Here is a 24,095-nt window from a genome sequence, read left to right on the forward strand (position 1 = left end):
TGCTCGCGAAGGCGGCCTAAAGGACGCTACAAATCACAACTTGATCAACACCGACTTCAACTCGGTGTAATGCTCGATCGCCGCATAGCCCATCTCACGCCCGACCCCGGACATCTTGTAGCCGCCGAACGGCAGCGCCGGGTCCAGGGCGCTGTGGCAGTTGACCCACACCGAACCGGACTTGATCCGCGGAATCATCCGGTGCACCGCCGCCAGGTCATTGGACCAGATACTCGCCCCCAGGCCGTAGGGACTGTCATTGGCCATGCGCAAGGCATCGGCTTCGTCATCGAACGGAATCGCCACCAGCACCGGGCCGAAAATTTCTTCCTGCACCAGAGAGTGCTTCTGGTCGACATCGACAATCACTGTCGGCTTGACGAAGAACCCCGGGCCGAACTGCTCGCCACCGCAGGCGATGGTCGCGCCGCTTGCCCGGCCCTTTTCGATGTACCCATAAACCCGCTCCTGCTGGCGCGCCGAGATCAACGGCCCCATCTCGACGCTCGGGTCCAGGCCGTTGCCGAGTTTCATGGCGTTGGCGATATCGCTGATGTCCGCCACCACATTGTCGAAATGCTTGCGCTGTACATACAGCCTGGAGCCTGCGCAGCAGACCTGGCCCTGATTGAAGAAAATCGCGCTGGCCGCCCCGGCCGCGGCGGTTTTCAGGTCGGCGTCGGCCATGACGATGGTCGGCGACTTGCCGCCCAGCTCCAGGGTGACCCGGGTCATCGAGTCCATGGCGATCTTGCCGATCTGCTTGCCCACGGCGGTGGAGCCGGTGAAGGTCAGTTTGTCGACCAATGGGTTGTGGGTCAGGGCTCCGCCTGCGGTGATGCCGGTGCCGGTGACCACGTTGAACACGCCTTCGGGATACCCGGCTTCCAGCACCAGCTCAGCGAGTTTCAGCGCGGTCAGCGGGGTTTCGTCGGCCGGTTTGAGTACGACAGTGCAACCAGTGGCCAGGGCCGGACCGAGTTTCCAGCAGGCCAGCAGCAGCGGGAAGTTCCAGGCGACGATGGCGCCGACCACACCCACCGCTTCGCGGCGGATGAAACTGTGGAACTGGTCGTTGGGCATCAGCGGTGCCGACACGTCAACCGTAGAGCCTTCGATTTTGGTCGCCCAACCGGCCATGTAGCGCAGGAAGTCGATGGCCAGTTGCACGTCCATCACCTGGGCCACGGCCGCGCTTTTGCCGTTGTTCAGGCATTCCAGTTGCGCCAGCAGCTCGGCGTCGCGCTGCATCAGGTCGGCGAGTTTCCATAACAGGTTCTGCCGCTCCCGGGGACGGGTGCGGGTCCAGGCCGAGTCGTCGAACGCCTGACGGGCGGCGAGTACGGCACGGTCGACATCCTCCGGCGTTGCCCGTGGCACCACGCAGAGCACCTCACCGGTGGCCGGGTTGTGCAGGGGCATGGTCTGGCCGTCGGCGGCCTCGACCCAGTCGCCACCGATGAGCATGCGCGGGGCGCGCTGGATGAATGCCGAAGTGGCGGGAAGCACGTTTGGGAGCGACATTGGCGAGGCCTCTTGTTGTTCGTGAGAACCGGGCTTTCGCAATGGCTGTGCCAAGTGTTCGGGAGTGCCGGTCAGGCCTTGTCGGACGGGGTTTTGCCTGACGCCGAAGCAGTCGGATAGCGCGAAGTTTGTCGCAAATCGAGAAACCGGATGAGACGACGAACAACCCGCCCGCGATCTTGAGGCGCCCCTTGGCGAGGACTAGAATTTTCCGGCTCGGTGGGTGAAATGACGGACCATTTTCCCGGCTACACATCTGGCGTGAGGGAGGTAGCGATGAACCTTTCACCCCTGGAGATCCAAAGCATCATTGAGCGCAGTTTTCTACCCTCGGTGTGCACCTGCAGCGTGGCGCCGGACCAGTCATTGACGATCCGGGTCTGCGATTGCATGACCGGCCACGTGGATCTGGTGGCCACCCACGTTCCACTGTGGAAACTGGACAGCGTCCACGGCATTGCAACGCTGGTGGCGGAAATGCGCCAACAGATCCAGTCGCAAAAAAGCGTTCAACCGACGCTCTATCACTGAATCTGACGTCAGCCGCACCACGGTGTGGTGCGGACTGCGCCGATAGGTTCAAGACGCCATTTTTCGCGATATTTCCTCGAACGTGCTGCTATCTGCGGCAATCAGTGACCTGCGTCCGTCCTTGAGTGTCGCCAGGAAGGTCACTTCGGTTTCCTTGTCCGCCAGCATGAACCCGGCGAATGCGCCGATCGGCCCTAGCAACATGGCGCCTGCCACGCCGAAACCGATGGCTTGCTTGATGTTGTTGATCGAGTCCTCATTGGCCACTTCCACGCTTTTGAACCTGGATAGCGGGAGGGTCAGGCCGGGCCATGGGTGCAACGATGTTCTGAGGGTAAAAACGCCATCGCGATAATCTCCGTCACCCTGCAGAAAGTCCCCCGCCAGGACAGTGATGCTTGCCATTTATTTATCCTCTGGTTGGCAATCGGTGACTCTCCATTTCGCGCCTGCAAGGGAGGGGCGTCAATGGGCGGGCGATGAGCTGTTCCGGCAGGGCCAACTATGCTGTCTCAGACTGCAACAGTTGTCGCGAAACTAGACGCAGCTCATCGCGTCCAGGCATGGGTCAATGCAGGAAAATCAACGCAAGTGATTGATAAAAAAGCTTATCTGCAAACTGGCACACTCTGTGTATTGCACATTGCACACGTTTCTCTTGCCTCCGTCAGCGGATCAAAGCCGACGGCAGAAACCATAAAAACGATAAGCCACAACAATAAGAACGCACCGTGCGAGGTTCGACGTTGATGAAGAGAAAACTCCGATCAGGCATGAGCGCCAGCCTGCTGGCCGTAGCCGCTTGTGTAGCGCTGCATTCGCCTCATAGCCTGGCAGCCCGCGACGCCCAGACCATCCTCAAGGAAACCTGTCAGGGCTGTCACACCCCCGAAGCCGATAACACCCTCAGTCGTATCAGCCACCAGCGCAAAACGCCGGAAGGCTGGTTGATGAGCATTGCCCGCATGCAGACCATGCACGGTTTGCAGATCAGCGATGACGACCGTCGCACGCTGGTCAAATACCTCGCCGACACCCAGGGCCTGGCGCCGAGCGAAACCGATGGCGTGCGCTATGCGCTGGAGCGGCGGCTCAATACCGTCGAGCGCTTCGACGACCAGACCAGCCAGATGTGCGGCCGCTGCCACTCCGGGGCGCGGGTCGCCTTGCAACGGCGTCCGGCGCAGGAGTGGGAACGCCTGGTGAACTTCCACCTCGGTCAGTGGCCGTCCCTGGAATATCAGGCGCTGGCCCGCGACCGCGACTGGTTCGACATCGCCCGCAAGGACATGGTGCCGCTGCTGGCCAAGCGTTATCCGCTGGACAACCCGGCGTGGAAAAAATGGCAGAGCGCGGCGCCCAAAGCCGATGCGCTGGTGGGCGACTGGAGCTTCAGCGGCCACTTGCCGGGCAAGGGCGAGCTGGCCGGTGTCATGACCGTAAGCGCCGATGGCAGTGACACCTTCAAGGTCAGCGTCAAGGGCCAGTACGCCGACGGCAGCCCGTTCAATGGCGACGGCAGCGCAATCCTGTACACCGGCTATGAATGGCGCGGCAACGTGACCATCGATGGCGTGACCATGCGCCAGGTGTTCGCCGCGCAAGGCAATGCGCTGCAGGGCCGGATGTTCGAGGCCGAGCACGACGAGCGTGGCCTGGATTTCGTCGCCGCCAAACAGGGGGCCCAGCGTTTGCTGGCGGTGCAGCCGGGCTATGTGAAGGCCGGCAGCGAAACCGAAGTGACCCTGATCGGCAGCGGTCTTTCCGGCAAGCCGAACTTCGGCAAAGGCGTGGAAGTGGTCGAAGTCGTCTCGCAGAGCCCGGAGCAGATCAAGGTCAAGCTCAAGGCCGCCGCCAATGCCCAACCGGGCGTGCGCGCGGTCAGCGTCGGTACGCTGAAAGGCCCGAGCCTGTCGGTGTACAGCAAGATCGATACAGTCAAAGTCGTGCCTGAGTTCTCGGTGGCGCGGATCGGCGAAGGCGGTGGTTCGACGCCGAAAGTCCAGGGCCGCTTCGACGCGGAAGCCTGGGGTAAGGGCGCTGACGGCAAGCCGTACCGCATCGGCGTGTTCCCGGCGCAGTGGAAGGTCGAGGCCTTCGACGACCGCGCCAAGGAAGACGAAGACGTCAAGTTTGCCGGCACCATGCAGGCTGATGCAGGCGTATTCACCCCGGGCGATGCCGGGCCGAACCCGGCGCGCAAGATGTCCACCAACAATGCCGGCAACCTCAAGGTGATCGCCGCCGTCGACGACGCCGGGAAATCCCTGACCGGCGAAGGCCACATGATCGTGACCGTGCAACGCTGGAACAATCCACCCATTCCGTGATGTTGAAACGTGAGCCGCACTGACAGCAAAGGCTTCAGACACTTTTCCGGAATGATCGCAGGTCCCCAGGCGGGACTTGCACAGGAGGTTGGCAATGGGCGCTATCTTGAATCTGGTCGAACGCAACCTGCACGAAGTGCAGGTCGATGCCGACCGCATGCTGTTTCACATCCCCAGCAGTTCGCTGTTTGCCAGCGATGAACTGACGGGCACCATCATCGATACCCTGCGCGGTCCCGGGTGTTCCTCGGACGACCTGATTCAGCGCCTGGCCGCGCGCTTCAACGGCGAGGAAATCACCGAGACCCTGCGTGAGCTGATGGCCCTGGAACTGGTCAGCGACGGCTCGCCGCTGACCCCGGACATCGCCACCAAACGGGTCGAGCGCACGGCGATCAATACCGTGGTGCTCAACGTCAACACCGGCTGCAACCTGAGCTGCACGTATTGCTACAAGGAAGACCTCGACAAGCCGTCGGCCGGCAAGAAGATGGACGTGGAAACGGCGATTGCCTCGGTGGAAATGCTGCTGCGCGAATCCCCGGATGAAGAGCGTTTCACCGTGGTGTTCTTCGGCGGCGAACCGCTGAGCAACCGCAAGCTGATCGAGTACATGGTCGACTACTGTGAGAAACGTTTTCGCGAGGCGGGCAAGTTCGTCGAGTTCGTCATGACCACCAACGCCACGCTGCTCACCGAAGACACCGTGGACTACCTCAATGCTCACCGTTTCGGGCTGTCGGTGAGTATCGACGGGCCGAAAACCGTGCACGACCGCAACCGCATCACCGTGGGCGGCCAGGGCACGTACGATGTGGTGCGACGCAAGGCCGAGATGCTGCTGTCGCGCTACAACAGCCGTCCGGTAGGGGCGCGGGTGACGCTGACCACCGGCGTGACCGACGTCGAAACCATCTGGGATCACCTGTTCAACGAACTGGGGTTCGCCGAAGTCGGCTTTGCCCCGGTGACCTCCGGCGACATCAGCAGCTTCAACCTCACCAGCGATGAACTGGTGGAGGTCTTCGCCAACATGAAGAGACTCGGTCGGCGCTATCTGGAAGCGGCGCTGGAGCACCGCAACATCGGCTTCTCCAACCTGCACCAGCTGATCACCGACATCCACGAAGGCCACAAAAAGGCCCTGCCGTGCGGCGCGGGCCTGAAGATGCTGGCGGTCGATCACAAGGGCGAGCTGAACCTGTGCCACCGCTTTACCGGTTCGAGCCTGCCGACCTTCGGCAACGTCCACAGCGGCGTCAAGCAGGTGGAGTTGAACGACTTTCTGTCCCAGCGCCTGGACCGCACCAATACCGGTTGCGAAGACTGTCAGATCCGCAACCTGTGCTCCGGCGGTTGCTACCACGAGAGCTACGCGCGGTACGGCGATCCGACGCACCCGACCTATCACTACTGCGAACTGATGCGTGACTGGGTCGATTTCGGCATCGAGGTCTACACCCGGATCATGGCCCATAACCCTGCGTTCATCAGCAGTTACATCACTCCGCGCAAGGCTCACTGATATGAAACATCTCAAGGCAATCAATAACAAAGCGTTGAAGCTGGATCAGGCCGCGGATGAAAACCGCATTGAAGAAGTGGTGGCCATGAGTTCCGTGGCGGGCTGTGCCTCGACCACCGACCCAGGCTGGGAAATCGATGCGTTTGGCGGTGTGTCGTCGTTGTGCCAGCCGATGGAGGCGGACCTCTACGGTTGCTCCGACCCTTGCTGGTGGCCGGCCCAGGTGCCCGACATGATGAGCACCTACCCGGACTGGAACAAGGATGCCCAGGCGTCCAACGAAAACTGGCGCAACCTCGGCACTGTCTTCCCCAAGGACAAGTGATGCCCTTGAAAGCAGCGTATAACAAGAAGGATTCCAGCATGCACAGCATCAAAGCCTGCGGCCTGGCCGCGTTTGCCGTCCTGAGCAGTTGTTCGGTCAGTGTCCTGGCCGATGAAAATACCGCGTTGCAGGACGGTCACGAATACATGTTGACCACCAATTACCCGAACAACCTGCACGTGATCGACCTGGCCACCGACACCTTGTACAAGACCTGCAAGATGCCCGACGCCTTCGGCCCCGGCACCGTGCAGCTGTCGCCGGACCGCAAGACCGCCTATGTGCTGAACAATCACTACGCGGATGTCTACGGCGTCGAACTGGACAGCTGCAAGCAGGTGTTCCACGCCAGCATCACCCAGAAGCCGGGGGAGAAAGCCAGGTCGATGTTCGCCTTTACCCTTAGCCACGACGGCAAGGAACTGTTCACCATCGCCAACCCGACGCTGATGATGAACGATCGGTACGAAGTGCAGCAGCCTCGGCTGGACGTGTATGCCACCGACGCCGGGATGGACGCCAAGCCTGTGCGCAGTTTCCCGGCGCCACGGCAGCTGACCATCATGCAGAGCGGCGACGACGGCACGCTGTACGTGGCGGGGGCGGATGTCTACAAGGTCAATGTGAAGACCGGAAAGTTCGACGTGCTGATCCCCAGTCGTCACTGGAAACGCCCGAACTACAGCGCACCGGACGTGCTCTACGTGTGGAACCAGCAGACGTACCGGAATGACTTCTCGCTGCTCTACACCGCCGCGAAGTTCAAGGACAAGAAACAGGACCCGGCCACGGCCGAATACCTGTACGGCCTGTTCAGCGTCGACCTGAAGACCGGCAAGACCGAAACCACCGATTTCGGCCCCCTGACCGAAATCTACTTCAGCGGCATGCGCTCGCCCAAGGATCCGAACCTGATGTTTGGCGTGCTCAACCGCCTGGCCAAGTACGACATCAAGCAGAAGAAAATGCTCCAGTCCGCCACGCTCGATCACTCGTACTACTGCATTTCCTTCAACAAGGACGGCAGCAAGATCTACCTGGCAGGGACCTTCAACGACGTGGCGATCTTCGATGCCGACAGCTTGAAGCAGACTGGCAGCATCAAGTTGCCGGGCGGGGACATGGCGATTACCACGGCGCAGATTTTTGTCCGGTAGTTGCGGCGACTGAACTGACGCCTTCGCGAGCAAGCCCGCTCCCACAGCTGACCGAGTTGGAACGCATATTTGCATTCACACCGGCCCATGTGGGAGCGGGCTTGCCCGCGAAGAGGCCCTTACAGGCGCTAGAGATTCAAACTCCCGGCACCGGACACCCCAAATCCCCCTCCTGGCATTTCAGGTAAGTCTTAAACGTCGCCACCCGTGCCTTGGTCAGTTCCGTGGTGCAATTGCTGTAGATCAGCGGATACACACTCCCACCTTCCACCCCGGACGCCGAGAACTTGCACTCGGCATCGCGGAACGCAACCCACGCCCGCTGCGCACTCACCAACTGCTTCTTGCTGTCCGGATTGCTCTTGAGTCGCGAAGTGATCTGCTGGTACAGCGCATTCAATTCCTTGTCGGCGGCCACATTCTGCTGCGCCGCGCACTGGTTCATCGTCGCCTGGTCGCTGGCGTTGTCGCAGTCCACGGCGAAAGCCATGGAGGTGAACAACAGGGGCGGCAACGCCAATAATAAGCGTGGGTTCATGCTGGAGTGCTCGCTGTGACCGAATGTAGAGGTGCAGTGTAGCGCCGAGATGGAATCAGCCCACTACGCTTGCCATTGCGAGTGCTTTTCCACCGATTCGTATTCAAGCCATGGCACATCATGAGACGTCCAGATATGCGCTTGGGGCGTCATCTGCGGATCGCTATCGAGTGTCGCCACACGAACAATAACGTGAGGCTGGGCCAGCCGTTCGGCCATCAAATGTGCACCGCAGACCGAACAGAAATGCCGAAACTTGCCCGGCGACGATTCGTAGCGGCTCAGGCGATCCTGGCCTTTGGTCCAGCGAAAGTGCTCGCGCATGACCCCGGCGGTCGATGCAAAAGCTGCCGCGTGAGCCTTGCGACAGGTTTGGCAGTGACAGTGACTGATGGGCATGTCGAGGCAATCGAGTTCGTACTCGACGGCTTTGCACAGGCAACTGCCGCGCAGGTTTTTCATGGATGACTCCTTTCGGGGGCGATTTCAATGGGGAACGTTAGCAGTTTCGATTCTCTGACTATTCTCCTGCTCCAGAACTTATCGGTGTAAATGCAACCGAATATCTCAGGTATGGTTGATTGCGCATCCCGATTGGTACAACTTTAGGGTTGGTCTCGTGATCTTACTGACCTACTGTTCAAGTACAGGAGGTGACTTATGAACCCAGCATCTGATCGCATTGAAAGGAAAGTCCTGCTCAAAGCCAAGCGTTCACAGGTCTGGCGAGCGATAGCCCATGCCGAAGAGTTCGGGAAGTGGTTTGGCGTGGCGCTGGAGGGCAAGCGCTTTGTGGCAGGCGAGTGGACCCAGGGGCAGATTACCTATCCCGGTTATGAGCATTTGCTTTGGAATGTACTGGTAGAGCGGGTCGAACCGGAACGGCTGTTTTCGTTTCGCTGGCATCCGTATGCGGTAGAGCCTGAATTCGATTACTCCCAGGAGCCCACCACACTGGTGAAATTCGAGCTCGAAGACATGGACAACGGCACGTTGCTCAAGGTCTCCGAGTCCGGTTTCGACCACGTTCCCCAACATCGCCGCCTCAAGGCATTCCGCATGGACAGTCGCGGCTGGGATGAACAAATGAGCAATATCGAACAGTTTCTACTGGCCAAGGCACACGAACATCAGGGTGTTTGAGCGAAACTCGCGGCCTCCGTGCCTGAGGCGTCTAAGGGTTTTCGGAAGGGGGCTTATAGCGAATGTCTTACACGCGCTGGTAACGATGTCGCCTGTTACAGATTGGATCCGATGCGTAATCTGGCCTCACCCACTGAAGCACAGGATGTGCTCAGGATCATGGATGATCGACCATATGCAAGGAACGCTACGACAAGGAGTCGTCATGGTCTTGGAAAAACCCGCTTCGGCGGGTTTTTTTGTGGGCGTCTGAAAAATCGTGGCGGCAGGAGCCGGGCTCCTGCCGCCATTTTTTCACTGCCGGTCGAGTTTCGCCGCCGCGCGCTCGGTGATTTCCGCCCGCAGCTTCAACGAGCCGGCCGCCCGCTGGCGAGCCTCTTCCAACACACTGGCCGGGGCCGTCTCGGGGCAGCCCGCGGTAAACGGCGGGGCCGGGGCGTATTCCAGTTGCAGTTGCACCAGCTCGGCGGTGGCCTGGTCGAACAGCTCGGCGGCCAGGGTCAGGGCAAAGTCGATACCGGCGGTGATCCCGCCCCCGGTCAGCAGATTGCCGTCACGAACCACCCGATCCTTTACCGGAATTGCGCCCAGCGGCTTGAGCAATTGGTGATACGCCCAGTGGGTGGTGGCGCGTTTGCCCTTGAGCAATCCCGCCGCGCCAAGCACCAGCGCGCCGGTGCAAACCGACGTGATGTACCGGGCGTTGGCGGCCTGGGCCTTGAGGAAGTCCAGGGTTTGGTCGTCTTCCATCAACGGCCCGACACCGCTGCCGCCGGGAACACAGATCACGTCCAGCGCCGGGCAATCGTCGAACGTGGTGGTCGGCTTCAACATCAGGCCGGTGCTGGCAGTGACCGGCATCAGGTCCTTCCAGACCAGATGCACTTTCACATCCGGCAGCGAGGCCAGTACGTCATAAGGGCCGGTCAGATCCAGTTGCTGAACCTGAGGAAACAACAGAAAACCGATCTGCAACGTCATGGTGTTTTTCTCGTGAAGTGGGTGGACGGTTTAACTGTAGGCCCGTAGGCTTTGGCGTATACGCCAATATCCCCACGAATTACGCCAAATGCACAAAACCGTCCACGTACTCGCCTTCGCCAACGTGCAATTGCTCGACGTTACCGGGCCGTTGCAGGTATTCGCTTCGGCCAACGACATTGCCCGTCAGCAAGGCCTGCCGCCACCCTATGCGCCGACGGTGATTGCCAGCGGCGGCGGGGCGGTGATGTCGTCGGCGGGGTTGGCGCTGTTGGCCGAACCGTTACCGGACGAGGGCACTGATACCCTGATCATTGCCGGTGGCTGGGGTGTTTACGCGGCGGCGCAGGATGCGCCGTTGGTCGCCTGGGTTCGCGAACACGCACGGGGCTGCCGGCGGGTTTCCTCAGTGTGCACCGGTGCGTTTCTGCTGGCGGCCAGCGGCTGGCTTGATGGCCGACGCGTGGTCACCCACTGGACCCGCTGCGAGCAATTGGCGCAACAGCACCCGCAATTGCACGTTGAGCCCAATCCGATCTTCATCAACGACGGCCCGGTCTGGACCTCGGCCGGGGTGACCGCCGGCATCGACCTGGCGCTGGCCATGGTCGAGCAAGACCTCGGGCGCAACATGGCCCTGGAAGTCGCCCGGCAACTGGTGGTGTTTCTCAAGCGTCCGGGTGGCCAGTCGCAATTCAGTGTGACCCTGTCCCTGCAAAAAGAAGGCAACCGATTCGACGAACTTCACGCCTGGATCAGCGAAAACCTGACCCAGGACCTTGGCATCCCGACCCTGGCCTTGCAGGCCGGGATGAGCGAACGCAGTTTCGTGCGCCACTACCGCGCCGACACCGGCCAGACGCCGGCCCGGGCCATCGAACTGATCCGCGTCGAAACCGCGCGGCGTTTACTCAGCGACACTGGCGTGCCGATCAAGCGGGTGGCGGTGCAATGCGGCTTCGGCAGCGAAGAAACCCTGCGCCGCAGTTTCCTGCGGGCCATGGGGGTGACGCCGCAGGCTTATCGGGAGCGCTTTTCGGTCAGTGCTGGAGCAGATTCCGCCATGACTTGAGCCCCTTGCTATCAGGCTTCCGTTTCCGCCACCTGATTGAAATACTTCGCCGGATCCGGCGTAAACGTCACCATCATGCCTGTCCGTGAACAGGTCAGTGCCCGTTCCTGTACCAGATCCACATCCAGATCTTCCCCGCGCAGTCCTTGCCACTGTGCGAGGTATTTGAGCGAGCCGTATTTTTCGAGTTTCTTCAGGCTGCGGCTGACGCCACCTTTCCAGCCCAGTACCGGCAACTCGCCGGCGCGGCACTGTTGGGCGAGGTCGGGGAAACGAGCGGCGCGCTGGCGGCCGACCTCCCAGCATTTGATCAGGCCTTTGTCGTTGGCCTCCCAGAGTTCTTCGCGGTTCAACCCGGTTCGGAGCGGGGCGTCGATGCTGCGATGGATGCGTTGGGTCATTCTGGTTCCTTGAATTCGGGTGGTTCTGGACAGCTCTGCTGTACCCGTTGATCGAGGATGGTAGGTGGGGTATTAGCGGCTGGCAACAATCGTTTTCGGGCAATGGAGATGCCTTACTTGCTGATAATCGGGCAGGTTTGTTTAGTGGTTGCAGGGTATTGGCTTGCCCCGGTCACCGGTCCACTCGGCGGTATTTAGTCAATCTTGTGTTGTGGCTGATGCCCCTTCGCGAGCAAGCCCGCTCCCACATTTGAGCGGTGTACGCCGGCCATTGTGGGAGCGGGCTTGCTCGCGAAAGGGGCGACGCGTTCTCAAGGCTGCCAAACAACCTTCTCCCCACTCAACCGCCGATCCAGAAAACACGCCGCACTGATCAACGCCAGATGCGTCAGCGCCTGCGGCGTGTTGCCCATATGCCGTCCATGGCTGTCGAACTCTTCGGCATACAGCCCCAGCGGGTTGGCGTACCGGAGCAGTTGTTCGAACTCCAGATGGGCCTTGTCGAGCCGGCCGGCGCGGGCCAGGCATTCGACGTACCAGAACGAGCAGGCGGCGAAGGCGCCTTCGGTGCCGGGCAGGCCATCGATCTGGCTGTCGTCGTTGCGGTAGCGATAGATCATGCCGTCGCGCACCAGGTTCTTTTCGATGGCTTCCAGGGTTGCCAGCCAGCGTGGGTCGCGGGCACTGACGAAGCGCACCAGCGGCATCAGCAGCATCGAACCATCCAGGCCGGTGCCGCCGATGTGCTGGACGAAGTGCCCGCGCTCTTCGCTCCAGAAGTTTTCCCAGATGTCGGCGTAGATCGCCTGGCGAGTCTGGTCCCAGCGCGCGAACGGGGCGGGCAGCGAGCGTTTGGACGCCAGGCGGATGGCGCGGTCCAGGGCGACCCAGCACATCAGCCGTGAATGCAGGAAGTGGTGTTGCTCGCCGCGCATTTCCCAGATGCCGACATCCTTTTGTTCCCAGGTTTCACAGACCTGATCAATCACTTCCACAGTGTGTTTCCAGCTTTCATGGGAGATGGCTTCGCCGTATTTGTTGACCAGGTAAATCGCGTCCATCAGCTCGCCAAAGATATCGAGCTGAACCTGTTCATACGCCTGATTGCCGATGCGCACCGGTTGTGCGCCACCATGACCGGACAGGTGCGCCAGCTCGATTTCCGGCAACTCCTGGCGACCGTCGATGGCATACAGAATGTTGAGTTTCATCGGCTTGCCCCGACAGTCGCTGACCCGCCCGCGCAACCAGCGCATGTAGGCGTTGGCCTCTGCAACGAAGCCCAGGCGCATGAACGCGTAGACGGTGAACGAGGCGTCGCGGATCCAGGTGAAGCGGTAGTCCCAGTTGCGTTCGCCACCGGGGCTTTCCGGCAGGCCAAAGGTGGCGGCAGCGAGAATCGCGCCGTATTTGCGCGAGGTCAGCAGCTTCATCGCCAGGGCCGAGCGGTTGACCATTTCGCGCCAGCGACCACGGTAGTTGGATTGGCCGATCCAGTCGCGCCAGAACTTCAGCGTGCGCTGCAGGCACAGTTCGGCAGCGCCTTTCCTGAAACGCGGATCGTCGATGGCGCCGAGCAGGAATTCGCTGGTCTGGTCCTGGTCGAGGGTGAATCGGGCGACCGCCACGTTGTCGTCGATGCGTAAAACCTGATCCGAAGAAAGCCGCAGGGGTGGTTGATCGGCGGCCTCGAAGATCACGTCGTTCTTATCCATGCGAGCGCGGGTGCTGGCACGAGCGTAGTCATGGCGCACAGCGCAGCGCATGTGGAACGTGGCGCGGCCGCTGACCACACGGATCCGTCGCATCAGCAGCGGCAGGTCGTCCTCGGTGTCGCCGATGGGCAGCAGGTCGGTGACTTCGACCACGGCGCGGTCGCTGAGCCAGCGGGTTTGCAGCACGTTGGTGTCGGGGAGGTAAATCTGTTCGCGGCGGGCATCGGGTAAATCCGGGGAGAGTTGGAAAATTCCGGCCTCGGGGCTGTCCAGCAGCGAGCAGAATATCGACGGGCTGTCGAATTCCGGCCAGCAGAAAAAGTCCACGCTGCCCTTGTCGTTGACCAGCGCCGCGCTGCGCATGTCACCAATGATGCCGTGGGCGTCGATAGGGCTTTGGCGTTCGGGATGATCAGCCATTGTCGTGAAACTCCGGGAACCAGGGGCCTAATCAGGTGACTGGTTTGGGTGGCCGAGAGTTCATTTGGCGGGGTGGTTGTGGCGGTTTTGCGGGCCTCTTCGCGAGCAAGCCCGCTCCCACATTTGGATCTGCGACTAATTCCGGCTACACCTCATCCGTTCTCCAAACAGACAACTTTCGAGGTAAGCCCGGTGACCCAGCTGACATTGCTGTGCCTGCCCTATTCGGGCGCGAGTGCCATGGTCTATAGCCGTTGGCGGCGCAAGCTACCGCAGTGGCTCAAGCTGCAACCGGTGGAGCTGCCGGGACGGGGCGCGCGCTATGGCGAGCCCTTGCACACCGACATGCGACGCCTGGCGCTGCAACTGGCCCTGGAACTGAAAGCCACGCTCAAGGCACCGTACGCGTTGTTCGGGCACAGCATGGGCGCGCTGCTGGCTTGCGAGATGGCCCACGCGCTTCGCTCACTGGGTTGCCCGGAGCCGGTGGCACTGTTCGCTTCGGGCACCGCCGCGCCGACGATGCGCGCCGATTACGATCGTGGTTTTGCCCAGCCCAGAACCGACGCCGAACTGATCGAGCAACTGCGCACACTCAACGGCACCAGCGAAGAGATCCTGGCCAACGAAGAACTGATGAGCCTGACCCTGCCGGTGCTGCGTGCGGACTTCCTGTTGTGCGGGCGTTTCGAACCGCTGCAGCGACCCCTGCTCAAGTGCCCGGTGCATGTACTCGGCGGCAAGAACGACCGCGCCACCACCGAGCAGTTGATCGGCTGGAGCAAGGAAACCCGTGGCAGTTTTTCGCTGGACATGCTGGCGGGCGGGCACTTCTTCATCCATGAGCATGAAGCGAAAGTGCTGCGGGTGATCAAGGATCAGCTCGAGGGGCATCATCGGCGGCACTCCATGGCGGTCACTGCCTGACTCGGTCAGTGTGGGAGCGGGCTTGCTCGCGAAAGCGGTGTATCAGACGCTATGCATGTGACTGACACACCGCTTTCGCGAGCAAGCCCGCTCCCACATTTTGAACTGCAACAACCACGGTCTTTCGTGTTTTACCCTCCCTCCTGATACTTGTTCCCATCCGCTAATTTTTCCCGCCTGCATTCGTTTTATAGGGACGACGCGCCTTTGCGCCTCCTGCCTACTGATGCGGATGCCGATAGATGAATGCTGAAGACTCCTTGAAACTTGCTCGCCGGTTTATCGGGTTGTCCCTGGAAAAGCGCCAGATGTTCCTTGCGGCCTTGGACAGGGAGGGCGTGGATTTCGCCCGTTTTCCGATTCCGGCCGGCATCGGGGCCGAGGATCGCCAGGCGTTGTCGTACGCCCAGCAACGCATGTGGTTCCTCTGGCAACTGGACCCGCACAGTGGCGCCTATAACCTGCCGGGCGCGGTGCGACTGACCGGGTGCCTGAATCTGTCGGCGCTGGAGCAGGCGTTCGCCAGCCTCGTGGCGCGGCATGAAACCCTGCGCACGGTGTTCCAGCGTCAGGTCGACGACAGCTTGCAGCAAGTGCCTGCCACGGCGCCGTTGCTGATCGAACAGGTGGATTTCAGCGCACTGCCCGCCGAGGAGCGCGAACGGGCCGTGGCGCAAACCGCCGAGCAGCAATCGATGCTGCCATTCGATCTGGCGACCGGCCCGTTGCTGCGGGTCACCTTGCTCAAACTTGCCGAACAACAGCACGTGCTGTTGCTGACCCTGCACCACATCGTGTCGGACGGCTGGTCGATGAACGTGCTGATCGACGAGTTCATCCGCGGCTACGACGCCTTCGATGCAGGCACCCAACCGCAGCTGGCACCCTTGCCGATCCAGTACAGCGACTACGCCTTGTGGCAGCGCCGCTGGCTGGAGGCGGGCGAGCAGACGCGGCAACTGGCGTACTGGCAGGCGCAACTGGGCGATGAACATCCGGTGCTGGAATTGCCCCTGGATCATTCGCGCCCGGCCATGCCGAGCTATCGCGGCAACCGCTACGAATTCGCGGTCGAAGCGCAACTGGCCGAACAACTGCGCAGCACCGCGCAGCAGCACAACATCACCCTGTTCATGCTATTGCTCGGCGCCTTCAACGCGTTGCTGCATCGCTACACCGGGCAAACCGACATTCGCGTCGGCGTGCCCATCGCCAACCGCAACCGTGCGGAAATCGAAGGCCTGATCGGTTTTTTCGTCAACACCCAGGTGCTGCGTACCCAGCTGGATGGCCAGACCCGGGTCGACGATCTGTTACGCGCCATCAAAGAAACCGCCCTTGGCGCCCAGGCCCATCAGGACCTGCCGTTCGAGCGTCTGGTTGAAGCGTTGAAACTGGAACGCAGCCTCAGTCACACGCCGTTGTTCCAGGTGATGTACAACCACCAACCGCACGTGGCCGACATGGCGTCGGTCAGCACCGCCTCCGGCCTGGTGCTGGGCAGCATCGACTGGCAAAGCCGCACCACCCAGTTTGACCTCACCCTCGACACCTGGGAGAAGGGCGGCAAGCTGCACGCCGCGCTGACCTACGCCAACGACCTGTTCGAAGCCGACACCATCGCGCGCATGGCCCGGCACTGGACGCGCCTGTTGCAGGCGTTAGTCGACGACTCGACGCAAAAAATCGGCGAGTTGCCGATGCTGAGCGCCGATGAGCAGCAGGTGCTGGTGCAGGACTGGAACCGCACCGCCGAGGTCTATCCCGTCGAGCAGTGCCTGCATCAGCTGATTCAGGCCCAGGCCCGACGCACGCCCGAGGCACCGGCGCTGGTGTTTGGCGAGCACCAGCTGAGCTACGCGCAACTCGATGCCTGCACCAATCGACTGGCCAATTATCTGCGCGGGCAGGGTGTTGGCCCGGATGTGCTGGTGGGGATCTGCGTCGAGCGTTCGCTGGAAATGGTCATTGGCCTGTTGGCCATTCACAAGGCCGGTGGCGCCTACGTACCGCTGGACCCGGAGTACCCGGCCGAACGCCTGGCCTACATGATCGACGACAGCGCGATTGGCCTGCTGCTCACGCAAAGCACCCTGCTCGGCGCGCTGCCCACCGACGGCGTCAAGGTCATCGTCCTGGACCAGGCGCAAGACTGGCTCGACGGCTACAGCGAAACCTGCCCGCCGGTAGATGTGCATCCGTTGAACCTGGCCTATGTGATTTACACCTCCGGTTCCACCGGCAAGCCAAAGGGTGCCGGCAACAGTCACGCGGCGCTGGTCAATCGATTGTGCTGGATGCAGCAGGCTTACGGGCTGGATGGCAGCGATTCGGTGTTGCAGAAAACCCCGTTCAGTTTCGACGTGTCGGTCTGGGAGTTCTTCTGGCCGCTGATGACCGGCGCGCGTCTGGTGGTGGCGCCACCGGGCGCACATCGGGAACCGGCGCAGTTGATCCGCCTGATCGCTGACCACGGCATCAGCACGCTGCACTTTGTGCCGTCGATGCTCCAGGCGTTCATCCACGAACCGGGCGTCGAGGCGTGCACCAGCCTTAAACGCATTGCTTGCAGTGGTGAAGCCTTGCCGCTGGATGCGCAATTGCAGGTGTTCAAAAAACTGCCGGGTGCCGGGTTGTACAACCTGTACGGCCCGACCGAGGCGGCCATCGACGTGACCCACTGGACCTGCGTCGACGAAGGCGTCGACAGCGTGCCCATCGGCCGGCCTATCGCCAACCTGCGCACCCATGTGCTGGATGCGCAATTACTTCCGGTTCCGGCCGGCGTGGCAGGGGAGTTGTACCTCGGCGGCGCCGGGCTGGCACGCAGTTATCACCGGCGTCCGGCACTCACTGCCGAGCGTTTCGTACCGTGTCCGTTCCACGATGGCACGCGTTTGTACCGCACCGGCGACCGCGTGCGACAGCGTGCCGATGGCGTGATCGAGTACCTCGGACGCCTCGACCATCAAGTCAAATTGCGCGGCCTGCGCATCGAGCTGGGAGAGATCGAAACCCGCCTGATGCAGCATGACCTGGTGCGCGAGGCCGTGGTGCTGGTGCAGGGCGGCAAGCATCTGATGGCGTATCTGGTGCTGGAAAACGCCGACGCCGATGCGCAATGGCCGCAAACCCTCAAGGCCTGGCTGCTCGGCAGCCTGCCGGAATACATGGTGCCCACGTACCTGATGCCGCTGGACGCCTTGCCGGTGACCGCCAACGGCAAGCTCGACCGCAAGGCTTTGCCGCCACCGGACGCCGCGCCGCAACAGGCGTTCGTCGCACCGCAAGATGCGCTGCAGGCCACGCTGGCGCAGATCTGGCAGGACGTATTGGGCGCGGAACGTGTGGGCCTCGAAGACAATTTCTTCGAACTCGGCGGCGACTCGATCATTTCCATCCAGGTGGTCAGCCGCGCCCGCCAGGCGGGCATTCGCCTCAGTCCGCGGGATCTGTTCCAGTACCAGACCGTGCGCAGCCTGGCGTTGGTCGCGGTGTTCGACAGTCGCAGCACTATCGATCAAGGCCCGGTCAGTGGCGAGGTGATCCTGACTCCGGCGCAGCATTACTTCTTCGAACAGGCCATCGCCCAGCGTCAGCACTGGAATCAGTCGCTACTGCTGACACCCCGGGAGGCGCTGGATCCGCAAGCGTTGGAACGGGCACTGGTCGCCGTGATCAACCACCACGACGCCTTGCGCCTGCGCTTCATCGACGGTGCCGAAGGCTGGCGGCAACACCATGGGCCGCAGGTCGAATCCGTTGGATTGTGGTTGCGTCGGGCGTCTTCGGCCGAAGCCCTGACCGCGCTGTGCGATGAAGCGCAACGCAGCCTCGATCTGGCGCACGGGCCGCTGCTGCGCGTCTTGCTGGTCAGCCTCGACGACGGCAGTCAGCGCCTGCTACTGGTGATCCATCACCTGGCCGTGGACGGCGTGTCGTGGCGGGTGTTGCTCGAAGACTTGCAGCAGGCTTACCGGCAAGTGGCGTTGCCCGAAAAAACCAGCGCCTATCAAGCCTGGGCCACGCACCTGCAACAGCATGCCGGCACCTTGTCTGGGCAAATGTCGTACTGGCAGGCGCAACTGGCGGATGCCCGGGACCTGCCGTGTGATAACCCGCAGGGCAGCTTGCAGCAGCGCCACGGGCACAAGATCGAATCGAAACTGGACGCCGAACTGACCCGCCAGTTACTGCAACAGGCCCCGGCGGCCTATCGCACCCAGGTCAATGATCTGCTGCTCACCGCGTTGGCGCGGGTTATCTGCCGCTGGAGCGGGCAGGGCTCGACGCTGATCCAGCTCGAAGGCCATGGCCGCGAGGACTTGGGTGACGACCTCGACCTGAGCCGCACCGTCGGCTGGTTCACCAGTCTGTTTCCGCTGCGCCTGCAACCCGAGGCCGGGGCGGAGAATTCGATCAAGTCGATCAAGGAACAACTGCGCGCCATCCCCGGCAAAGGCCTGGGCTATGGACTGCTGCGCTACCTCGGTGAACCGGCGCAGCGCCAATCGCTGCAAGACTTGCCGGCACCACGCATCACCTTCAACTACCTGGGGCAGTTCGACCGTCAGTTCGATGACGCGGCGCTGTTCGTCCCGGCCCCGGAAAGCGGCGGCCAGGCTCAGGGCGATGATGCACCGCTGGCCAACTGGCTGACCGTGGAAGGCCAGGTCTATGGCGGGCAGCTCTCGCTGCAATGGGGCTTCAGCCGCGACATGTTTGCCGAGTCCACAGTGCAGCAACTGGCCGATGCCTACGCCGAAGAGCTCAAGGCGCTGATTGAGCATTGCTGCGCGACAACGCCAGGCCAGGTCACGCCGTCGGACTTCCCGCTGGCGCGCATCACCCAGCGGCAACTGGACGCCTTGCCCGTCGCCGCGCCAGCCATCGAGGACGTGTACCCGCTGACGCCGATGCAGCAGGGCATGCTGTTCCACACCCTGTACGAACCCCAGGCCGAGGCCTACATCAATCAATTGCGCCTGGACATCCAGGGGTTGGAATTGGCGGTATTCGGCCGGGCCTGGCAAGCGGCGATCAACCGTCACGACATCCTGCGCAGCAGCTTCCACTGGCTGGGGCTTGAGTGCGCGCATCAGGTGATTCATCGCCAGATCGACCTGCAACTGCAAGTGATCGAAGCGGCTGACCTTGACCTCGATGCACTGGCCGCCGAAGAGCGCAGTCGCGGCTTCGAACTTGGCGCCGCGCCGTTGTTCCGCCTGGTGCTGGTGCGCCGCAGCACTGATGACTGGCACCTGATCTACACCAGCCATCACATCCTCATGGACGGCTGGAGCAACGCGCAGTTGCTCGGCGAAGTGATCCAGCACTATGCCGGCCAGACGCTGACCAGGCCGTTGGGGCAATACCGCGATTATCTGGGCTGGATTCAACAGCAACCGTTGCTGGCCGCCGAGCAGTTCTGGAAGCAAGCACTGGCGCCACTGGAGACGCCGACGCTGCTGGCGCAAGCCTTGCCGACACCTGTCGAAGGACGCGGCATGGGCGAACATCAATTGACCCTTGAGAGCGCCGCGCTACAGCGCCTGGGCGATTTCGCCCGGCAGCAGAAAATCACCCTCAACACCTTGCTGCAAGGCGCCTGGGGCCTGCTGTTGCAGCGCTACACTGGCCAATCCTGCGTGGCGTTCGGCGCCACCATGGCCGGACGCTCCGCGCCGCTGCCGGGCATCGAGCAGCAGTTGGGGCTGTTCATCAACACCTTGCCTATCATTGCCGCACCGCCGGCAGGGCAATCGGTGGCCCAGTGGCTCAACGACCTGCAAGCGCTGAACCTGAGCCTGCGCGAGTTCGAACACGTGCCGCTGTACGACGTTCAGGGCTGGGCCGGGCACCAGGGGGCGCTGTTCGACAGCCTGCTGGTATTCGAGAACTTCCCGGTGGCCGAAGCCCTCAAGCGAGGGGCGCCGGCAGGCCTGAATTTCGGCGCGCTGCACAATCACGAAATCACCAGCTACCCGCTAACCCTGGGTATCGAAGTCGGTGCCGACTTGCGTCTGGATTTCAGTTTCGACCGGGCCAGATTCAGTGCCGCGCAGATCAGCCAGTTGGGCACCAGCCTGTTGCAGGTGCTGGAGCAGTTCGTCGCACAGCCACAACAGGCATTGGGCGCGGTCAGCTTGCTGGACCCCGAGGCCCAGGCAAAAGTGTTGGCGTATTGCCGTCCGCCTGCGCCGCAAATCGATAGCCCGCTGCTGGTCCATCAGCGTTTCGAGCAACAAGCGGCACGCACGCCCGATGCGTTGGCCGTGATGGTCGGCGACGAGCGCCTGACCTATGCCCAGCTCAATGCGCAAGCCAACCGGCTCGCTCATCGCCTGCGCGCCCACGGCGTGGCGCCGGGGCAGCGGGTGGGCCTGTCGGTGCGGCGCAATGCGCAGATGATCGTCAGCCTGATGGCCATCCTCAAGTCCGGCGCCGGTTATGTGCCGCTCGATCCGGACTACCCGGCCGAGCGTCTGGCCTACATGATCGAAGACAGCCGCATGGATCTGCTGCTGGCGCAACCGGGGTTGCTCGCCGATGTAGCGCTGCCGCAAGGTTTGCCGCGCCTGGCGCTGGAGCCGGGCACTGACGGATATTCCAGCGACAACCTGACGAACCTCGCCAGCGCCGAAGACCTCGCGTATCTGATCTACACCTCCGGCTCCACCGGACGCCCGAAAGGCGTGTGCCTGGCCTACGCTGCACTGCGCGAGTTCTGCGTGATCGCGGCGGACTATTCACAACTGACTGCGCAAGACCGTGTGCTGCAATTCGCCACCTTCAGCTTCGACGGCTTTGTCGAACAGTGCTATCCACCGCTGTGCGTGGGTGCGGCGCTGGTGATGCGCGGCGATGAGCTGTGGGACACCGACACCCTCTACCGCCAGATCATCGAGCACGGCGTAACCCTGGCCGACCTGCCGGCGGCCTACTGGTTCCTGCTGGCTCAGGAGTGGGCGACGCAACCGCAGCGTGAGAAAGGGCGCTTGCGTCAGGTCCACGTCGGCGGCGAGGCCATGTCGCTGGAGGGCCTGAAGTTGTGGCATGCCGCCGGTCTGGGCGACGTGCGTTTGCTCAACACCTACGGGCCGACCGAAGCCACGGTGGTGTCCAGCACCCACGAATGCACGTTGGCCGACACCCGCAACCACGTCGGCGTGCCCATCGGCAAAGCATTGCCGGGGCGTGCGTTGTATGTGCTGGACAGTGAAGGGCACCTGCTGCCGACCGGTTGTGTCGGCGAGTTGTGCATCGGCGGCGATGCCGGCCTTGCCCAGCGTTATCACCAACGTCCGGGGTTGAGCGCCGAGCGCTTCATCGCCGATCCGTTTTCCACCACGCCGGGGGCGCGGCTGTACCGCAGCGGCGACCTGGCACGCTATCGTGAAGACGGTGCGCTGGAATACCTGGGGCGTATCGATCATCAGGTGAAAATCCGTGGTTTCCGGGTCGAACTGGGTGAACTCGAAGCGCACCTGCAAGGCCTGCCGATGATCAGCGAAGCTGCGGTGCTGGTGCACGAAGGCGTTGGTGGCAAGCAGTTGATCGGCTATGTGGTGCCGGCCAATGCCGGGCTGCTGGCCGTTGATGCGCGCCAGCTCACCGACACCGTGCGCCGCGCCTTGGGCGAGCGCCTGCCGGATTACATGCTCCCGGCACAACTGGTGTTGCTGGCCGCGTTGCCGCTCAACCGCAACGGCAAACTCGACCGCGCCGCACTGCCGGCTCCGCAACTGTGGGAGGTCGAGGCTGGAAGCGCGCCCCAAGGTGCACTGGAAATCGAACTGGCGCAGATCTGGCAGCAGGTGTTGCAGGTCAGTCGCGTCGACCGCGAAAACAGCTTCTTCGAACTGGGCGGGCATTCGTTGCTGGCGACGCAAATCGTCTCGCAGATCCGCCAGCGCCTGGGCCTGTCGGTAAGCCTGCGCAGCCTGTTCGAACACCCGCGCCTCGAGGATTTCGCCGCTCAGGTGCAGACGCTGCAACACCGCTGTGAACGCCCGGCGCTGGTGGCGGACACCTCTGGCGAACGCCAGCCGTTGTCCTTTGCCCAGCAGCGTTTGTGGTTCCTGTGGAACCTGGAGCCGGACAGTTCGATGTACAACATGCCGGGTGCCTTGCGCTTGCGCGGCGAGATGAATCTGGCGGCCTTGCGCCAGACCTTCGAAACCCTGGTGCAGCGTCACGCGGTGTTGCGCACCACCTTTTACGAAGAGGACGGCCAGACCTGGCAGCAGGTGCATCCGCAACTGCCGCTGAGTTTTGTCGACCGCGACCTGCGGCATCTGCCGGCACCGGACGTCGAAGCGCAACAACAGGCCCGCGAGGAAGTCGCCCGGCCATTCGACCTGCGCCACGGCCCGTTGCTGCGGGTGCGGGTGCTGCGGGTCGCGGATGACGAGCATGTGCTGTTGTTGACGGTGCATCACATCGTCGCCGATGACTGGTCGTTCCGCGTCCTGATCAATGAATTCGTCACGCTGTATCCAACCCTCAGCCGTGGTCAGACCCCGCAACTGCCGGCGCACGGCGTGCAGTACGCCGACTTCGCCAAATGGCAGCGCCAGTGGCTGGAGCAGGGCGGCGAGTTGCAACGCCAGCTCGATTACTGGCAGCAGCGCCTCGCTGAGCCGCAAGCCGTGCTGGAGTTGCCCGCCGATGGCGACCGGCGCACGGCGCAAGCAGGTGCCAGTGCGCATTTCACCTTCAGTGCCGAACTCAGCCAGCAGTTGCGCGACTTTGCCCAACAGCGCGATCTGTCGCTGTTCATGCTGCTGCTGGCCGGTTTCACCCTGATCTTGCGCCAGCGCACCGAGGTCAGTCGTGTGCGCATCGGCACCGATATCGCCAACCGAAATCAAGCCGAGCTTGAAGAAATGGTCGGCTTCTTCGTTAACCAATTAGTACTGCAAATCGACGTTGATGCCGGACAGCCGGCGGAGCAATTGCTGGACGCCTGTCGCCGAGCGGTGCTGGAGGCTTCGGACCATCAGGACCTGCCGTTCGAGCGACTGGTGGAGGCCTTGCGCCTGCCGCGCCGGGCCGGACGTTCGCCGCTGTTCGACATCAAGCTGATTTACCAGGAAGGCGTTGGTCGCCTGCCGTCGATGGAAGGTTTGCAGGTCGAAGACTTCCCGTCCGGGCGTCAGGCCGCCGAAATCGGCATGGTCGCTGCGTTCTACAACGATGCGCAGCACATCCACCTGAGTTTCGAGACACCGGCCGGCCAGTACCTGCCGAGCACGCTGGAGTGCTTGTTCGAACAGATTCAGGCGGTGCTCGAAACGCTGATTAGTGCCGAAGAGTTGCAGGTTGGCGAGTTGCTGAACCTGGCCGCCGATGTGCAACGCCGTGCCGATGTGCGCTTGAACGAGCAACGCAAGGCCTTGCTCGGCGGCGCGATGGCGATCAAGCGCCGCTCGGCGATCCGGGGTGTGCCAACCGCGCAATCGACGGCGGACTGATTCAGTCGGCGGTGCTTTTCAGCGCCGTCG

The 24,095-nt window shown here is 62.3% G+C and carries 16 protein-coding genes; 9 read left to right on the top strand and 7 right to left on the bottom strand.

Annotated elements, in window-relative coordinates; genetic code table 11:
* Positions 1 to 33 precede the first annotated feature (33 nt).
* Positions 34 to 1,524: an aldehyde dehydrogenase family protein gene (locus tag ABIA48_RS23615; RefSeq protein ID WP_429491709.1), complete on the bottom strand. Its 1,491-nt coding sequence runs from the start codon at positions 1,522 to 1,524 to the stop codon at positions 34 to 36.
* 276 nt (positions 1,525 to 1,800) lie between these two features.
* Between ABIA48_RS23615 and ABIA48_RS23620 the strand changes: the two genes are divergently transcribed.
* A complete protein-coding gene (locus ABIA48_RS23620) occupies positions 1,801 to 2,055 on the top strand; it encodes a DUF1652 domain-containing protein (RefSeq protein WP_429491711.1) in 255 nt (84 codons plus the stop codon).
* Between the two features lie 48 nt (positions 2,056 to 2,103).
* On the opposite strand, the gene ABIA48_RS23625 is transcribed toward ABIA48_RS23620, so the two are convergent.
* Positions 2,104 to 2,460 (bottom strand): hypothetical protein, encoded by a 357-nt coding sequence (locus ABIA48_RS23625; protein ID WP_429491713.1) that lies wholly within the window; start codon positions 2,458 to 2,460, stop codon positions 2,104 to 2,106.
* A gap of 344 nt (positions 2,461 to 2,804) precedes the next feature.
* On the opposite strand from ABIA48_RS23625, the gene peaA reads away from it, so the two are divergent.
* From peaA to peaD, 4 genes are all read left to right on the top strand, one after another.
* On the top strand, positions 2,805 to 4,385 hold the full coding sequence (gene peaA, locus ABIA48_RS23630) for a quinohemoprotein amine dehydrogenase subunit alpha (RefSeq protein WP_429491715.1): 1,581 nt from the start codon (positions 2,805 to 2,807) through the stop codon (positions 4,383 to 4,385).
* Between the two features lie 94 nt (positions 4,386 to 4,479).
* Entirely contained in the window at positions 4,480 to 5,910 is a 1,431-nt protein-coding gene (gene peaB, locus ABIA48_RS23635) for a quinohemoprotein amine dehydrogenase maturation protein (RefSeq protein WP_429491717.1), read from the top strand.
* A gap of 1 nt (position 5,911) precedes the next feature.
* A complete protein-coding gene (qhpC, locus tag ABIA48_RS23640) occupies positions 5,912 to 6,235 on the top strand; it encodes a quinohemoprotein amine dehydrogenase subunit gamma (RefSeq protein ID WP_007971075.1) in 324 nt (107 codons plus the stop codon).
* Positions 6,236 to 6,273: 38 nt separating this feature from the next.
* Positions 6,274 to 7,392: a quinohemoprotein amine dehydrogenase subunit beta gene (gene peaD, locus ABIA48_RS23645; RefSeq protein WP_429491719.1), complete on the top strand. Its 1,119-nt coding sequence runs from the start codon at positions 6,274 to 6,276 to the stop codon at positions 7,390 to 7,392.
* Between the two features lie 136 nt (positions 7,393 to 7,528).
* On the opposite strand, the gene ABIA48_RS23650 is transcribed toward peaD, so the two are convergent.
* Complete coding sequence (locus ABIA48_RS23650) at positions 7,529 to 7,930, bottom strand: lysozyme inhibitor LprI family protein (protein WP_429491721.1); 402 nt, start codon at positions 7,928 to 7,930, stop codon at positions 7,529 to 7,531.
* 63 nt (positions 7,931 to 7,993) lie between these two features.
* Positions 7,994 to 8,392, bottom strand: coding sequence for a GFA family protein (locus ABIA48_RS23655; protein ID WP_007981722.1), 399 nt, complete (start codon positions 8,390 to 8,392; stop codon positions 7,994 to 7,996).
* A 198-nt stretch (positions 8,393 to 8,590) separates the two neighbouring features.
* Here ABIA48_RS23655 and ABIA48_RS23660 point away from each other — a divergent pair, with 198 nt between their 5' ends.
* On the top strand, positions 8,591 to 9,073 hold the full coding sequence (locus ABIA48_RS23660; RefSeq protein ID WP_277530354.1) for an SRPBCC family protein: 483 nt from the start codon (positions 8,591 to 8,593) through the stop codon (positions 9,071 to 9,073).
* 294 nt (positions 9,074 to 9,367) lie between these two features.
* On the opposite strand, the gene inhA is transcribed toward ABIA48_RS23660, so the two are convergent.
* Positions 9,368 to 10,054: an isonitrile hydratase gene (gene inhA, locus ABIA48_RS23665; protein WP_429491724.1), complete on the bottom strand. Its 687-nt coding sequence runs from the start codon at positions 10,052 to 10,054 to the stop codon at positions 9,368 to 9,370.
* An 88-nt stretch (positions 10,055 to 10,142) separates the two neighbouring features.
* Here inhA and ABIA48_RS23670 point away from each other — a divergent pair, with 88 nt between their 5' ends.
* Entirely contained in the window at positions 10,143 to 11,126 is a 984-nt protein-coding gene (locus tag ABIA48_RS23670) for a GlxA family transcriptional regulator (protein ID WP_429491726.1), read from the top strand.
* A gap of 11 nt (positions 11,127 to 11,137) precedes the next feature.
* On the opposite strand, the gene ABIA48_RS23675 is transcribed toward ABIA48_RS23670, so the two are convergent.
* Both ABIA48_RS23675 and ABIA48_RS23680 read right to left on the bottom strand, forming a co-directional pair.
* Positions 11,138 to 11,527 carry a hypothetical protein gene (locus ABIA48_RS23675; protein WP_429491728.1) on the bottom strand — a complete coding sequence of 130 codons (390 nt, stop codon included), beginning with the start codon at positions 11,525 to 11,527 and terminating at the stop codon, positions 11,138 to 11,140.
* Between the two features lie 311 nt (positions 11,528 to 11,838).
* Positions 11,839 to 13,662 carry a glycoside hydrolase family 15 protein gene (locus ABIA48_RS23680; RefSeq protein ID WP_429491730.1) on the bottom strand — a complete coding sequence of 608 codons (1,824 nt, stop codon included), beginning with the start codon at positions 13,660 to 13,662 and terminating at the stop codon, positions 11,839 to 11,841.
* Between the two features lie 192 nt (positions 13,663 to 13,854).
* Here ABIA48_RS23680 and ABIA48_RS23685 point away from each other — a divergent pair, with 192 nt between their 5' ends.
* Positions 13,855 to 14,589 carry a thioesterase II family protein gene (locus ABIA48_RS23685; RefSeq protein ID WP_429491732.1) on the top strand — a complete coding sequence of 245 codons (735 nt, stop codon included), beginning with the start codon at positions 13,855 to 13,857 and terminating at the stop codon, positions 14,587 to 14,589.
* Between the two features lie 242 nt (positions 14,590 to 14,831).
* Entirely contained in the window at positions 14,832 to 24,065 is a 9,234-nt protein-coding gene (locus ABIA48_RS23690; RefSeq protein WP_429491734.1) for an amino acid adenylation domain-containing protein, read from the top strand.
* Positions 24,066 to 24,095: the final 30 nt, after the last annotated feature.

The organism is Pseudomonas sp. S30_BP2TU TE3576, from assembly GCF_050436025.1.
GTDB lineage: Bacteria > Pseudomonadota > Gammaproteobacteria > Pseudomonadales > Pseudomonadaceae > Aquipseudomonas.